This is a genomic window from Vibrio orientalis CIP 102891 = ATCC 33934, from assembly GCF_000176235.1.
GTDB lineage: Bacteria > Pseudomonadota > Gammaproteobacteria > Enterobacterales > Vibrionaceae > Vibrio > Vibrio orientalis.
This window is the reverse complement of sequence record NZ_ACZV01000005.1, coordinates 428,971-443,606: the sequence shown is the minus strand read 5'-3', so window position 1 is coordinate 443,606 and position 14,636 is coordinate 428,971. Positions and strand designations below refer to the sequence as shown.

The following is a 14,636-nucleotide window of genomic DNA, read 5'->3' as shown; positions in this document are numbered from 1 at the left end:
CCATTTGTATGAAAACCGATGATCATTCGGCACATAAAAAAAGCAGCCATATTGGCTGCTTTTTATTTGAGATTTCCTGCTCTATTTCTTCGATTTAGCAGGTTTCTTACGTTTATCGGTAATTTCCCATTTTCCATCAACGTAAAGCGCTGTGTAGCCTGAAGGCTTACCATCCACTTCTGAACGCACGTAATTCTCTTTAGATTTACGGCTAAAGCGAACGACCATAGGCAGACCATCTGGATCTTTCTCTGGCGCTTCAGTTAGATAATGGAACTTCGGTGAGATACGGTCTTTAAATCGAACCAACTCTTCCACTAGAGGCGCTCGAGTTTCACGCGATTTAGGGAAAGTACTCGCCGCTAAGAACAAGCCTGACGCACCATCACGCAGAACAAAGTATGCCTCTGAGTTTTCACATGGCAATTCAGGTAAGTGCACAGGATCTTCTTTTGGTGGCGCTACTTCGCCATTTTTGAGGATCTTACGCGTGTTCTTACACTCTTGGCTGGTACAGTCCATATACTTACCAAAGCGGCCATTCTTAAGCTCCATGTCGCTGCCACACTTGTCACATTCGACAACTGGGCCATCATAGCCTTTGACCTTAAATTCACCGTGCTCAACAATGTAGCCATCACAGTTCGGGTTATTACCACAAACATGCATTTTACGCTTTTCATCGATTAGGTAAGCGTCCATTGCTGTTTCACAGATCGGGCAACGCTTCTTAGCACGAAGTGCAGCGGTTTCGACATCTTCCTCAAGAACGTTGATGATGCCATCTTCGTCACCAAGGTTGATGGTTGTTTTACAACGCTCTTTTGGCGGCAATGCGTAACCTGAACAACCAAGGAAAACACCTGTCGAAGCCGTACGAATACCCATAGGGCGTGAACACGTAGGACACTCAATGTCTGTGTAAACAATATGGTTAGGCTTCATACCACCATCGTCTTCATCTAGCTCAGCTTTCACTAAGTCACCAGTGAAGTCGGTGAAGAAGTCGTCTAGTACACCTTTCCAATTCGCTTCACCTTCAGCGATTTGGTCAAGCTTTTCTTCCATGCGAGAAGTGAACTCGTAGTTCATGAGATCATCAAAGCTACCATCTAGACGATCAGTAACGATTTCACCCATTTTCTCAGCATAGAAACGACGCTGTTCTACTTTCACATAACCACGATCTTGAATCGTTGAAATGATTGACGCATAAGTCGAAGGACGGCCGATACCACGCTTTTCAAGCTCTTTAACCAGCGCTGCTTCAGTAAAGCGTGCAGGCGGCTTAGTAAAGTGCTGTTTAGGATCAAGGTTAACAAGGTCAATCGTGTCACCCACTTGCACGGCTGGCAGGATTTGATCTTCGTTTTTACCTAGAGGTCGTTGAACGCGCGTCCAACCATCAAACTTAAGAATGCGACCTTTGGCTTTCAGCGTGTACTCTGCAGCTTTAACACTGACCGTGGTTGAATCATATTTTGCTGGTGTCATCTGACATGACACAAATTGATTCCAAATCAGTGAGTAGAGCTTATGCGCGTCCGCTTCCATACCTTTTAGGTCATCCGCTTTGACTGCCACATCTGAAGGACGAATCGCTTCGTGCGCTTCTTGTGCACCTTCTTTGCTACCGTAGACATTTGGTTTAGCTGGAAGGTATGCATCACCATACTGTTCGCCGATAAAACCACGAACCGTTTCTACCGCTTCAGAGCTCAAGTTAGTTGAGTCGGTACGCATATAAGTAATGTAGCCCGCTTCATACAAACGCTGAGCCAGCATCATGGTTTTCTTAACGCCGTAACCTAAGCGAGTACTCGCGGCTTGCTGTAGCGTAGATGTAATAAACGGAGCAGAAGGTTTACTCGACGTTGGTCGGTCTTCACGCTTACACACTTCGTAGCGAGCATTTTCAAGCACAGCAAGTGCTGACTTGGTTTCTGCTTCGTTTACCGGCTTAAATGCCACGCCTTCTTTCTGCGACACTTGCAGGCGGAAGTCCGTTTTGTCTTGCGTCTTAGTATCAGCGTGGATATCCCAGAACTCTTCAGGGATAAAGGCTTTGATTTCACGCTCACGCTCAACCAGTAACTTCACCGCTACCGATTGTACGCGACCAGCAGACAAGCCACGCGCCACTTTCTTCCAAAGAAGAGGTGACACCATAAAGCCTACAACACGGTCCATAAAACGACGTGCTTGCTGTGCGTTAACGCCATCCATGCTCAACTCGCCCGGTTTCTCGAACGCCTGCTGGATTGCATTTTTAGTAATTTCGTTGAATACAACGCGTTTGTATCGCTCTTCATCGCCACCGATGATCTCACGAAGGTGCCAAGCGATGGCCTCTCCCTCGCGATCCAAATCGGTTGCGAGGTAAACGCTATCAGCGTCTTTTGCTAGCTTTTGCAGTTCTGCAACAACTTTTTCTTTACCTGGCAATACTTGGTAATTCGCTTCCCAACCATGATATGGGTCGATACCCATTTTCTTGATCAGCGACTTACGATCTTTTTCTTTTTTAATTCGTGCTTTTTCTTCAGCGCTTAAGCCCTTGGTCGAAACCGCAGTTGCCTTCTGACCAGTGCTTTGGCCAGCAGTCGGCAGATCACGTACGTGACCTACACTGGACTTAACAATAAAGTCCTTACCTAAATACTTATTGATGGTCTTCGCTTTGGCCGGCGACTCCACAATAACCAGTGACTTACCCATAATTGACTCAAGTGTCCTTTATTGAATGCGAATTATCGCACAACATACTTAATACTTTGCTTCTTTTTTACTATTGAGCGAGATTACAAGAAGATCAATATCTTTTTCAAATTTCTATCGTGACTGCTCGACAAATCAACGATGTCGGCAAATAGTTATCGCCTTTCTCACGCTAATGGTTTACTTGAACAAAATCGAGAGGTCTGGAAAGCGTCACATACTAAACGCCATAAGATTATTGATGCCAACCCAAGACGACTTTTTTTGCCACCAGTCACAAAACAACTTTACTGCTTGCGATTTACCAGTGCTTCTTGACTTGATCTATCGCATTTGAAATTTCTTTTGATATCTCTACAATTTTGTCATCACTTCTTACCATAGAAGCTAGTTTACAAAGGTATTTTCCATGAGCGACAAAAAAGTCATTTCACAATCAGAACTGTTAATGATTGCTAACCATATCATCCAAGACCATGACGACTACATTGAAGGTATGCGTACAGACAGCGTCGAAGAAAAAGAGGGGGTTTTGGTATTTAAAGGCAACTATTTCCTAGATGACAATGGACTGCCGACACCTAAGACTACCGCTGTGTTCAATATGTTCAAATACCTAGCACACCACTTATCGAAAGAGTTTAGCTTAGAAAACTAACTAGGACGAAAAGATAAAGGGTTGGCACAGTATGCCAACCCTTTTTGGTTTTCAATGACTTAATACGTCACCCTCGAGAGCGAGGAACGCGTGAGTTGAGGCTCTCTTGAAGCAAGTAGAAAACGAACATAGATTCCCTACTCGCTCCTTCGTCACTCTATGGAATGACGGTATATTGCGCTCTTTGACTCTCTCAGCCTGTTACGAGCTCAAACCTTCTAACTTATCGAAGTAATCTGGGAAGGTCTTAGAGGTACACTTAGGGTCATTAATCGTGACAGGTGTATCACTTAACGCAACGAGTGAGAAACACATCGCCATACGGTGGTCATCATAGGTATCAATCGCTGCATGCGTGAGTTTCGCTGGCGGTGTAACCACGATGTAGTCTTCACCCTCTTCCACTTCAGCGCCAACTTTACGTAGCTCAGTAGCCATTGCGGCTAATCGATCAGTCTCTTTCACTCGCCAGTTGTAGACGTTGCGAATTGCTGTCGTGCCTTTGGCAAAAAGGGCAGTAGTCGCAATCGTCATCGCTGCATCTGGTATATGGTTGAAGTCTAAATCCACCGCTTTGAGTTCACCGACGCGAGAGATCACATAGTCGTCGCCCCACTCAATTTCTGCGCCCATTTTCTCTAGTGCATCTGCAAACTGAATGTCGCCTTGAATACTGTTTTTACCAATACCCGTAACTTTGATTTCTCCGCCTTTAATGGCTGCAGCAGCCAAGAAGTATGACGCAGATGACGCATCACCTTCTACCAAGAAATCACCTGGAGCCACATACGTCTGGCCTTTACGGATCACAAACTCTTGGTAATCGTTATTTTCTACTTCAACACCAAATTGCGCCATAATATGCAACGTAATATCGATGTATGGCTTAGAAACAAGTTCACCGACAATGTTGATAGTGACATCATCTTGCGCCAAAGGTGCTGACATCAAAAACGCAGTTAGAAATTGGCTAGAGATCGAGCCATCAATTTCAACACTACCGCCTTTTAGACCTGTTCCGTAGATCTTAAGTGGTGGGTAGTTATCGCTTTCTAGATACTCAACTTCTGCGCCAGCTTGACGAAGTGCATCAACTAAGTGGCCGATTGGACGCTCTTTCATACGTGGCTCACCCGTAAGTACATACTCACCTTGGCCAAGACACAATGCAGCAGCAAGTGGACGCATTGCTGTTCCTGCGTTACCTAAAAAGAGTTCAAGAGCTTCTGGAGCATCAAATGGCTTACCTAAGCCTTCGACTTCACAGACCGTTTTATCTTCAGACAACGAGTAATTTACGCCCAACTTAGTGAGAGCGTTTAGCATGTGACGAATGTCGTCACTGTCTAAAAGGTTAGTTAAGCGTGTCGTACCACTTGCCAAAGCCGCAAGCAGCAGCGCTCGGTTTGAGACACTTTTTGAACCTGGTAAGTTGACCTCACCATTGACTTTATTGATAGGTTGTAACGTAAGGCTTTCCATTAAAATCGTTATTCCTTGCTCACCTCATCTTCCTAAACGAGACGATGAAAATTCTTCGTACTTGCAGCCTATCTAAAAAGCTTCGTTAAAACCAGACCAAAAGCATGATAAAAACTGAATAATTATGTGGTCAGCTCTGCAGCGCATTAATACTCTTTATCAACCCGCACTCCATCATCAAAATAGAGAATACGAACCTTATCGCCACGTTCAAATAACATGTTCGTATCGACATCCTGGATAACATCAATCAACTTGCCGTCCTCAGTCTTAATCAAGATCTCGACCACTTTATATTCAATGCGATACTCTTGATTCGCATGATTTCTCGCGACACCTGCCCCAGCAACCGCGCCAACCGCCGTTGCAACCTCTTTACCCGTTCCTCCGCCAAACTGATTGCCGATGACACCGCCAACGACAGCACCCAATAGCGTTTCCCAGCCACTGCCTTGTGATTTCACAATATCTTGCTGAGTAATGTAACGAACCGTATCGACACTGCCAAACAGCACCTGATTCACTGGTCTAGCCGTATTTCTTTGGTACGCTGCATTGGCAATAAGAGGAAAAACCAATATGATCCACAATAATTTCTTCATTTTTTGTCTCCTACATTTTAATGGCATTGTATCTCACTGAACTCGACCCCGACGAAATATGGTTTCCTTCTCCGTTCGATGCGCTTGTCGATCCAAACGGCTTATTAGCGGTTGGTGGAGACTTAAGTCCTGAGCGACTGCTGCTTGCGTACCAAAATGGTATATTTCCTTGGTATGGGCCCGGCGAACCAATTTTGTGGTGGAGCCCTTCCCCGAGAGCAACTTTTAATCCTAAGACATTCAAACCGTCAAGAAGTCTCAAAAAGTTTCAAAGAAAACAGCAATACCGAGTGAGTATCAATCAGGCGACTGATGCTGTTATTGACTACTGCGCTTCGACCAGAGCCGCTGAAGAGACTTGGCTCAATGAAGAAATGCGCGTTTCATATAAAGCGCTCGCTAAACAAGGTCATTGCCATTCTGTTGAAGTTTGGAGTAACAATACTCTTGTTGGTGGTTTGTATGGCATTTCAATCGGCCAACTCTTTTGTGGTGAGTCGATGTTTAGTCTCGAAGCCAACGCGTCAAAGATTGCTTTGTGGTACTTTTGCGAGCATTTTCAAAAGCATGACGGGCAACTCATTGATTGCCAAGTGATGAATCCTCACCTAGCCTCTTTAGGAGCAAAGGAGCTTGAACGTGAAGATTTCATACAAAGACTGCTATCCTTTAAGAATCAACCATTACATCCGAGCTGTTTTACCAAACAATGGTTAACCCAAACCTCAGAGGAGCAGAATGAGTTCTGATCTACAACAAATTCGTATCGGCTTAACTGATTGTCACCCTTGCAGTTATTTAACCGACAGACAGGAAAGAGTAGCTGTGGCACTCGACCCTGGGATGCATTGTGGCTCAAGCTATGAAGTGCTGCTTGCCAATGGGTTTCGCCGCAGTGGGGACACCATATACAAACCCCATTGTGATCAATGCCAGTCTTGTGAGGCATTACGTGTGTCGGTGCCCGATTTTACGCAGTCAAAAAGTCAGAAGCGTCTGTATAACAAAGCTAAAAACTATCATTGGCTGCTTAAGTCAGAGATGGATGAGAATTGGTTTGAACTTTATGCGCGCTACATTGAAGCTCGTCATCAAAATGGCTCTATGTATCCCCCCAAGAAAAAGGAATTTGCCTCGTTTTCTACCTGCGCTTGGCTAAATACTCAGTACCTACACATCTATGACCAAGATAAGCTAGTCGCGATCGCAGTCACTGATATTTTGTCTAATAGTGCGAGTGCCTTTTATACCTTTTTTGACCCGGATTACGAGCTATCACTTGGTACGTTAGGCGTGTTATTCCAGTTAGAATATTGCCAGCAACAAGGTAAACAGTGGCTTTATTTGGGCTATCAAATCGATGAATGCCCTGCGATGAACTATAAAGTCCGCTTTCAGCGTCATCAAAGGCTAGTAAATCAGCGTTGGCAAGGGTAGAATACGCCCCAACTTCACTTAATTCATTTTTATCGGCATAATTCCCCCGGTAAAGATTGTCCATTTTTAAAAGAGGATTAAATGGCTAAAGAAGACGTAATTGAGATGCAAGGCACTGTCCTTGATACTCTACCAAACACAATGTTCCGTGTTGAGCTAGAAAACGGTCACGTAGTTACTGCTCACATCTCTGGTAAAATGCGTAAGAACTACATCCGTATTCTTACTGGCGACAAAGTAACTGTAGAGATGACTCCATACGACCTATCTAAAGGTCGCATCGTCTTCCGTGCTCGTTAATCTGTGACTGCCTAGCGCAATCCGAATTAGTCGAATACAACAAAAAAGCGAAGCCTAGTGCTTCGCTTTTTTGTTTTTATCAACGGTATCAAGCTTAGCCATCATTAGATATAGCTAACGCTAGCCGCTTCTTTAAGCCCGCCTTTGCTGCAGCATTGGTGATATACGCATGCTGCTTGGCTATATCTAATAATGCCTTCAATGCAGAGTATCCACCGCCTACACTCGGCTCATTAATAAATTCATGGGTTGGTGGTGTGTAACATGCATGCGGATTCATGACGAACCAACCACTAACTGCTCAGCTAAACTAAGCGGCTTGTGCAACACCACCTGCCCATGAGTTCCAAGTGGCCTTAACTTACTTCCCCAGCGCTTCCTTGTAGTGCTGACGACAAACAGAGACGTAACGATCGTTGCCACCAATCGCAACCTGGTCACCTTCAGCAATCGCAACACCGTGCTCATCAGTACGGATAACCATGTTCGCTTTACGGCCGCAGTGACAAATGGTTTTGAGTTCAACCAGCTTATCTGCCCAAGAAAGCAAGTATTTACTACCTTCAAAAAGCTCACCCAAGAAGTCAGTACGCAGGCCGTAACAAAGTACGGGAATGTGCAGCTTATCCACCACTTCTGTTAATTGATAAACCTGTTCCTTTGAAAGAAACTGACACTCATCGACCAAGATACAATGACGCTTCTCAACTTCATTGAGAGCGGCTACCTCTTTATATAGATCTGTTTCACTGTTAAAGAGCTGAGCATCAGATTGTAAGCCAATTCGTGAGCTAACTTTACCAATACCGTAACGATCATCTAACGCGGCAGTAAAAATCACTGGCGTCATGCCACGTTCTTGATAGTTGAATGAAGATTGAAGAAGAGTGGTTGATTTACCCGCGTTCATTGCCGAGTAATAGAAGTACATCTGAGCCACTGATTGATACCTGTATAAAGATTTATAAACATTTTAAAGAAAAGGGCTGAATAAACAGCCCTTAAAGATTCTTAGCTTAGCGCTTATTTACGGCGCCACGTTGTGCCTTCTGGACCATCTTCTAATACGATGCCCATTTCTGTCAGCTTGTCACGTGCCATATCCGCATTCGCCCAATCTTTTGACGCACGGCTATCGTTACGCAACTTGATAAGTGCTTCGATTTCAGCCACTTCATCATCGTTGCCTGCATCACCTTTTAGGAACGCTTCTGGGTCTTGGTGCAAAATACCAATCACATCCGCTAACTGACGCATTGTTACACCTAGGCTGCTTGCCGCTGCAACGTCTTCCGCTTTCAGGCGGTTGATTTCACGAGCCATATCAAATAGCACTGAGTATGCTTCTGGTGTATTGAAGTCATCGTTCATCGCATCATTAAAGCGCGCTACGTATTCTTCACCACCCACTGCACTTACAGTTAGATCTAAACCTCGTAGCGAAGTGTATAGACGCTCAAGAGCAGAACGAGCTTGGTTTAAGTTATCTTCGCTGTAGTTTAGTTGGCTACGGTAGTGACCAGACATTAGGAAATAACGCACGGTTTCAGCATCGTAATGACCTAGAACATCACGGATAGTGAAGAAGTTACCTAGAGACTTAGACATTTTCTCACGGTCAACCATCACCATACCGCTGTGCATCCAAGTATTTACATACTGAGTACCATGTGCACAGCATGACTGCGCGATTTCGTTCTCATGGTGCGGGAACTGAAGGTCCGAACCACCACCATGAATATCAAAGTGGTTACCAAGAATTGATGAATTCATTGCTGAACATTCGATATGCCAACCTGGACGGCCTGGGCCCCATGGAGATTCCCACGTCGGCTCACCTGGCTTAGACATTTTCCAAAGTACAAAGTCTAGAGAGCTGCGTTTTGCACTTTCGATCTCTACACGTGCACCCGCTTGAAGTTGCTCTAAGTCTTGACCAGACAGCTTGCCGTACTCGTCGTACTTGGCAATTTCAAACATCACGTCACCGTTGTCCGCAACGTATGCAAAACCACGTTCGATCAGAGTTTCTACAAGCTCAATGATCTCTTTGATGTATTCCGTCGCACGAGGTTCTACATCAGGGCGCTTCATGTTCAATGCATCAAAGTCTGCATGCATTTCACCAATCAGGCGCTCAGTCAAAGAGTCGCACGACTCACCATTCTCGTTCGCACGTTTGATGATCTTGTCATCAATGTCGGTGATGTTACGAACAAACGTTAGGTCATAGCCCAAGTAACGAAGGTAACGAGAAACCACATCGAAAGAAACGAAGGTACGGCCGTGACCAATATGACAGAGATCGTAGATGGTTACCCCACAGACATACATACCGATCTTTCCGGCAGTGATTGGTTTGAATTCCTCTTTCTGTCTTGTGAGTGTGTTATATATCTTTAACATGATCTCTATCTAATAATTGAGTGAAATAAAATAGTGCATCAGTATATCAACTCACGCCCAGTTTCGTAATCCCTCAAATGCTCAAAAAGACACCAACAACACCTATACTCAGGTCTCAACCCTAACTTTTCACGTATTAATGTCCGAAAAGTTACGATAGAATCTTGGATTCAAGTCAAAAACCTATGTAAAGGACAAAATCATGATCACCCTTCACACAAATTTTGGTGACATCAAAATTCAACTAAATGATGAAAAAGCGCCAGAAACAAGTGCAAATTTCTTACAGTACTGCCGTGATGGTTTCTACGACAACACACTATTCCACCGTGTTATCGATGGTTTCATGATTCAAGGTGGTGGCATGGAGTCAGGCCTTCGTGAAAAGCCAACTCGCGCACCTATCAAAAACGAAGCAAACAATGGTCTGAGCAACAAAGTGGGTACTCTTGCTATGGCTCGTACTATGGAGCCGCATTCAGCAAGCTCTCAGTTCTTCATCAACGTAAACAACAACACATTCCTAGACTTCCGTAGCGAAAGCCTAGATGGTTGGGGTTACTGTGTATTCGGTGAAGTAATCGAAGGTATGGACATCGTTGAGAAGATCAAAGCAGTTAGCACTGGTTCTTACGGCATGCACCAAGATGTACCACTAGAAGACGTACTAATCACAAGTACAACAATCGAAGAATAATCTTGGATTAAGAGAGCGCATTATTATGCGCTCTCTTGCTAAATAACTATGACCACACTATTTATCTCTGATCTACACCTCTCCCCCGCTACACCAGACATCAACCAGTGCTTTGTCCGTTTTATGCGAGAAGAAGCCATTCATGCTGATGCACTTTATGTATTAGGCGACCTTTTCGAGTTTTGGGTCGGTGATGATGATCGCTCTGATTTTGCCACGCTAATAAAAAATGAATTTAGAGCTCTAACCGCCCTTGGTATACCCTGCTACTTTGCCCAAGGAAATCGTGACTTTCTGGTTGGTAAGCGCTTTGCTAAGCAAACTGGCGTGACGCTTCTTGGGGATGAAACTGTCATCGACTTATACGGTAAACAAGCCATCGTTTTGCATGGCGACACTCTTTGCACAGAAGATGTCAAGTATTTGGAATACCGAGCTAAAGTTCACCAACCATGGCTTCAGTGGGTGTTTAACCGCATCCCGATGTTCATCAAAAAGAAGATCGTCAGCAAAGTTCAGTCCGATATCAAGACAGACAAGCAGACAAAATCACTTGAGATTATGGACGTAACTCAAGACGAAGTTGAACGCGTGATGTGCGAGCATAATGTCGATCTTATGATCCACGGCCACACCCATAGACCAAACGTTCATCGATTTGATAAAGATGGAAACAACTGTACTAGAATAGTGTTAGGTGACTGGTATACACAGGGCTCTGTGCTGGTGTACGATAAAGATTCTTTCGAGTTACAACAACGACCTTTTGGTCAATAAACCATCGCCTTAAGCCTGTTATAGCTGCCCTTTGGCCAGCTGATATTCGAATAATATTACTCGGAGCGCGGTATATACCTTGAACTACTCTTATATTGCTAGGCAACCTATTCTAGACAAAGATAAAAACACGCTTGGCTATGAGCTGCTGTTTAGAGATGGGCCACAGAATACATTCCCAGAAATCGACCCTGAGCACGCAACTAGCCGTTTACTGTCCGATCATTTTCTCTCAACTCACTACGAGACACTTGGAGATAAACTCGGCTTTGTTAACTTTCCGTACCAAAGCTTAATTAACAAGGTCCCCACTCTTTTTCCATCGGACAACCTTGTCATTGAAATTTTAGAAGACTGTCCTCCAACGGATGAGTTACTTGCGGTCGTCAAGGAAATGTCGCAGTTGGGCTACAAAATTGCCTTAGACGATTTCATCCCGAGTAAAGAATGGCGAGCTTTCTTACCCTATGTTTCAATTATTAAGTTTGATATCCGCCAAGTGCCGATTGAAAAAGCACGCATGTTTATATTGCGTCTTAGTGGTTCAAAGATTGAATTCTTAGCCGAAAAAGTTGAAACCTACGAAGAATTCGAACAAGCCAAAACAGCGGGTTTTGATTACTTTCAAGGTTACTTTTTTAGCAAACCCGAAATGATCTCTAGAAAATCTCTAGAGCCGTCCTTCATGACGGTAGTGCAGCTTTTAACCGAAATATCGAAAGAGAATATCAACTACGGCGCAATAGAATCATTGATCAGTAAAGATCTGACCATGTCCTATAAGCTACTGGCATTCGTCAACTCCTCTTCGATTGTTAAAACACGCATTCAATCATTCAAACAGGCGCTGGTCTATTTGGGTGAAGATAAACTGCGCAAGTTTATCTCATTAGTTGCTCTAGCCTCGACACAAGACAGCAAACCCGATTACCTCTACGGGCTATCTATCCAACGAGCACGATATTGTGAGCTTATCGGCTCGCGTTTGAATGAGAAGTTGGAGTCAGGACAGGCATTTTTGACCGGCATGTTTTCGTTACTCGATAGCTTGTTAGACCGACCGCTAGATCAAATTATCGATGAGATTTCAGTCGATGAGTCCATCAAGCTTGCCATCACACAGAATGAAGGTGTGCTCGGTGACATTCTTGTCCTAACTAAAGCATATGAAAAAGCAGAATGGGATATAGTGCAGCAACGCTGTCAGGCTATTGGTTTAAATCAAGATACCTTAAGCGAATGTTATGACGCATCGGTCAAATGGACAGCTGACTTACTTTCTGTGAAAACAAATTAATGGAGTGGTTATGACCTCTTGTCCATGTGGAAACACTTTGGATTACAACCAATGCTGTGAACCGATTCATAATGACCATGCGCTTGCGACGACTCCGGAAAAGTTAATGAGATCTCGCTACAGTGCGCACGTAAAGGGCTTAGTCGATTATGTCGTTAACACGTATCACTCAAGTTGCCATGCTGAAGAGCAGCGCGAAGGAATTGCGGAATCCATCAAGAGTGACTGGCGTCGACTAGAAGTAATCAGCACAGCTAATGGTGCCAATGAGAACGAAGGCTTTGTTACTTTTAAGGCTTTCTTTCAAGAGAATGGCAATGAATATTGCTTGGAAGAGTGTTCTCGTTTTATTCGCGAGAATAACTTGTGGTATTACATTGACGGAACGTTCCCTGCTCAAGAAACCGAAGATCCTAGGTTAAATCAATCGGTACAAAGCTTAAAAGTCGGACGTAACGATCCTTGTATTTGCGGCAGCGGCAAAAAATTCAAAAAGTGCTGCGGCTAATGACGAAAAAGGCAGGTTCAAACCTGCCTTTTTATTACTCTTTGTTTGGGTTGACTCGCATAATGTCATCTTGCCCCTGCTGAAACTGCTTTTTCAGCTCAGCTTTAGACTTAAAGCTAATTTCCCCGCCCTGTGCAACTGTCATATGTTGCGCTTCTGAATTATGCTTAGATTGATACAACATCACAGCTTGCATACAAGAATCTCGCTGCTCTTGTGAAAGTAGAGTACCCTCAGGCCACTTTCCTGTTTCTACAGCAAATAGTAGACGCTCATAAGCCTCTGGTGTGATGGCATTGATTAACTGCTCTGCGTCCATGGAAAATCCTAATTCGTCAATAAAGATAGACGAACATTAACTGGCTAGCAGGCTGAGTCAAGATAACAGCAATAATTAAGTGTAACGGATCACAAGCAACGACACTATGAAATCACTACAAGTACTCACACTGATAAGTGTAAGCTTTGGCCTTGTTGGCTGTTTTGAAAGTAACAAGAATACCGAGCAACTGTGCAGTTCCAACCCGTCACTGCAATGTGAGCGGCTCAACATGGGCGACGGTCAATGCCGCATACCGAGAACAGATTTAATCTGGCACCGCTTCGAAGTACTCAAAAACCCTACTGATGACAATAAAATCAAAGAGTATCTCCACCTTGCCGAGTACAAAAAGTGCTTAGAGCTCGCCTCACAAATACAACCGATTGATCAATCAGGTTTAAAACAGCGCCGATTTGATGCTTTGGTGAACGCATCGGATGATTTGGATTCTATCGTCGCAACACTAGAGAAATCTAATTCCGCACAGGCCTATTACTTTTTGTGGAGCCAAACCGGCAGTGACCAAGCAAGACGTAACTTTTTACAGCTAGAAGGCACCCCCACTTTAGAAACAGCAGAGATGCAGTATGCACTGGCAACCTTCTATACTAGTCGCGACCAAAACAAGACCCGCACTTTGTTACTTCGTGCGTTGGAGTTAACGAACCGTAATACCATCAATACCGAAGTATTTAAGTCACTAGCCAGTACCACATATCGATTGGGCACTAAGAAAGAAGCCTACATCTGGACCATGGTTGCACAAAGGTACGAAGTACCTATCGCGTCAAGCAGCGAACTGCAACTGCTTTACGGGTTCGACAAAAGTACCTATCAGCAGTTAGATGATATTGCTGAGCAGTTAGAAGATGCCATTAATAGCGGCACCTTCAACGCCAACATGGTGCCAAAATTTAAATAAAGGCTTTAATGTTGTAAGGATGAAACAAACAGCGGTGATTTATTCACCGCTTTTTTGTGAATTGTTGAAAATTAACGACACTGAATTAACACAGAACCTGTCACCGGTTGTTTTCGGTCCATCAGGAAAAACGTGACCTAAATGGCTGTCACAGGCTGCACATCTGATCTCTGTTCGAGTCATTCCGTGACTAAGATCTTCTAAATAACGAATAGCCTCAGCGTTAATAGGGGCATCAAAACTTGGCCATCCACAGCCCGAGTCATACTTGTTATCAGAGATAAATAGGGGGGCTTTACAGCATGTACAGGCATAGATACCTGTCGCTTTATTATGCAGGAGTTTGCCACTAAATGGAGCTTCAGTCCCCTGCTCCCTACATACTCGATATTCTTCATCAGATAAGGCTTCACGCCAGTGTTCATCAGGCTTCATGACCTTTACTACCTTCTGTTTCACAACACTATTTCTCCGTATTCTCATTTTTTATTATGACTTTTTTCGCGAAAA

Annotated in this window: 17 protein-coding genes; 9 read left to right on the top strand and 8 right to left on the bottom strand. The window is 44.1% G+C overall.

What is annotated here, in order from left to right; genetic code table 11:
- Positions 1 to 81 precede the first annotated feature (81 nt).
- On the bottom strand, positions 82 to 2,718 hold the full coding sequence (topA, locus tag VIA_RS12565) for a type I DNA topoisomerase (RefSeq protein WP_004413385.1): 2,637 nt from the start codon (positions 2,716 to 2,718) through the stop codon (positions 82 to 84).
- A gap of 409 nt (positions 2,719 to 3,127) precedes the next feature.
- Between topA and VIA_RS12560 the strand changes: the two genes are divergently transcribed.
- A complete protein-coding gene (locus tag VIA_RS12560) occupies positions 3,128 to 3,376 on the top strand; it encodes a YciN family protein (protein WP_004413384.1) in 249 nt (82 codons plus the stop codon).
- Between the two features lie 201 nt (positions 3,377 to 3,577).
- On the opposite strand, the gene aroA is transcribed toward VIA_RS12560, so the two are convergent.
- Together aroA and VIA_RS12550 are read right to left on the bottom strand one after the other, a co-directional pair.
- Positions 3,578 to 4,858 carry a 3-phosphoshikimate 1-carboxyvinyltransferase gene (aroA, locus tag VIA_RS12555; protein WP_004413383.1) on the bottom strand — a complete coding sequence of 427 codons (1,281 nt, stop codon included), beginning with the start codon at positions 4,856 to 4,858 and terminating at the stop codon, positions 3,578 to 3,580.
- Between the two features lie 146 nt (positions 4,859 to 5,004).
- Positions 5,005 to 5,460, bottom strand: coding sequence for an outer membrane lipoprotein (locus tag VIA_RS12550; RefSeq protein ID WP_004413382.1), 456 nt, complete (start codon positions 5,458 to 5,460; stop codon positions 5,005 to 5,007).
- Between the two features lie 20 nt (positions 5,461 to 5,480).
- On the opposite strand from VIA_RS12550, the gene aat reads away from it, so the two are divergent.
- The 3 genes from aat to infA all read left to right on the top strand — a co-directional run bounded on the left by aat (position 5,481) and on the right by infA (position 7,197).
- Positions 5,481 to 6,209: a leucyl/phenylalanyl-tRNA--protein transferase gene (gene aat, locus VIA_RS12545; protein ID WP_004413381.1), complete on the top strand. Its 729-nt coding sequence runs from the start codon at positions 5,481 to 5,483 to the stop codon at positions 6,207 to 6,209.
- Positions 6,199 to 6,897 carry an arginyltransferase gene (locus tag VIA_RS12540; protein WP_004413380.1) on the top strand — a complete coding sequence of 233 codons (699 nt, stop codon included), beginning with the start codon at positions 6,199 to 6,201 and terminating at the stop codon, positions 6,895 to 6,897. The genes aat and VIA_RS12540 overlap by 11 nt, the downstream gene beginning before the upstream one ends.
- A gap of 81 nt (positions 6,898 to 6,978) precedes the next feature.
- Positions 6,979 to 7,197: a translation initiation factor IF-1 gene (infA, locus tag VIA_RS12535; RefSeq protein ID WP_001040192.1), complete on the top strand. Its 219-nt coding sequence runs from the start codon at positions 6,979 to 6,981 to the stop codon at positions 7,195 to 7,197.
- 94 nt (positions 7,198 to 7,291) lie between these two features.
- On the opposite strand, the gene VIA_RS22105 is transcribed toward infA, so the two are convergent.
- The 3 genes from VIA_RS22105 to cysS all read right to left on the bottom strand — a co-directional run bounded on the left by VIA_RS22105 (position 7,292) and on the right by cysS (position 9,603).
- The gene (locus VIA_RS22105; RefSeq protein WP_004417164.1) at positions 7,292 to 7,477 is read right to left on the bottom strand and encodes a hypothetical protein; all 186 of its coding nucleotides are present in this window, start codon (positions 7,475 to 7,477) and stop codon (positions 7,292 to 7,294) included.
- An 81-nt stretch (positions 7,478 to 7,558) separates the two neighbouring features.
- Positions 7,559 to 8,137 (bottom strand): thymidine kinase, encoded by a 579-nt coding sequence (locus VIA_RS12530; RefSeq protein WP_004417162.1) that lies wholly within the window; start codon positions 8,135 to 8,137, stop codon positions 7,559 to 7,561.
- Positions 8,138 to 8,220: 83 nt separating this feature from the next.
- Positions 8,221 to 9,603 carry a cysteine--tRNA ligase gene (gene cysS, locus VIA_RS12525; protein WP_004417160.1) on the bottom strand — a complete coding sequence of 461 codons (1,383 nt, stop codon included), beginning with the start codon at positions 9,601 to 9,603 and terminating at the stop codon, positions 8,221 to 8,223.
- A gap of 202 nt (positions 9,604 to 9,805) precedes the next feature.
- Between cysS and VIA_RS12520 the strand changes: the two genes are divergently transcribed.
- The 4 genes from VIA_RS12520 to VIA_RS12505 all read left to right on the top strand — a co-directional run bounded on the left by VIA_RS12520 (position 9,806) and on the right by VIA_RS12505 (position 12,882).
- A complete protein-coding gene (locus VIA_RS12520; RefSeq protein ID WP_004413377.1) occupies positions 9,806 to 10,300 on the top strand; it encodes a peptidylprolyl isomerase in 495 nt (164 codons plus the stop codon).
- Positions 10,301 to 10,348: 48 nt separating this feature from the next.
- A complete protein-coding gene (lpxH, locus tag VIA_RS12515; protein ID WP_004413376.1) occupies positions 10,349 to 11,077 on the top strand; it encodes a UDP-2,3-diacylglucosamine diphosphatase in 729 nt (242 codons plus the stop codon).
- Between the two features lie 79 nt (positions 11,078 to 11,156).
- Positions 11,157 to 12,374 carry an EAL and HDOD domain-containing protein gene (locus tag VIA_RS12510; protein ID WP_004413375.1) on the top strand — a complete coding sequence of 406 codons (1,218 nt, stop codon included), beginning with the start codon at positions 11,157 to 11,159 and terminating at the stop codon, positions 12,372 to 12,374.
- A 10-nt stretch (positions 12,375 to 12,384) separates the two neighbouring features.
- Entirely contained in the window at positions 12,385 to 12,882 is a 498-nt protein-coding gene (locus tag VIA_RS12505) for a YchJ family protein (protein ID WP_004413374.1), read from the top strand.
- Between the two features lie 34 nt (positions 12,883 to 12,916).
- On the opposite strand, the gene VIA_RS12500 is transcribed toward VIA_RS12505, so the two are convergent.
- Positions 12,917 to 13,201: a YeaC family protein gene (locus VIA_RS12500; protein WP_004413373.1), complete on the bottom strand. Its 285-nt coding sequence runs from the start codon at positions 13,199 to 13,201 to the stop codon at positions 12,917 to 12,919.
- 106 nt (positions 13,202 to 13,307) lie between these two features.
- Here VIA_RS12500 and VIA_RS12495 point away from each other — a divergent pair, with 106 nt between their 5' ends.
- Positions 13,308 to 14,126, top strand: coding sequence for a DUF2989 domain-containing protein (locus tag VIA_RS12495; RefSeq protein ID WP_004413372.1), 819 nt, complete (start codon positions 13,308 to 13,310; stop codon positions 14,124 to 14,126).
- A gap of 39 nt (positions 14,127 to 14,165) precedes the next feature.
- On the opposite strand, the gene msrB is transcribed toward VIA_RS12495, so the two are convergent.
- Positions 14,166 to 14,561 carry a peptide-methionine (R)-S-oxide reductase MsrB gene (gene msrB / locus VIA_RS12490; protein WP_004413371.1) on the bottom strand — a complete coding sequence of 132 codons (396 nt, stop codon included), beginning with the start codon at positions 14,559 to 14,561 and terminating at the stop codon, positions 14,166 to 14,168.
- Positions 14,562 to 14,636: the final 75 nt, after the last annotated feature.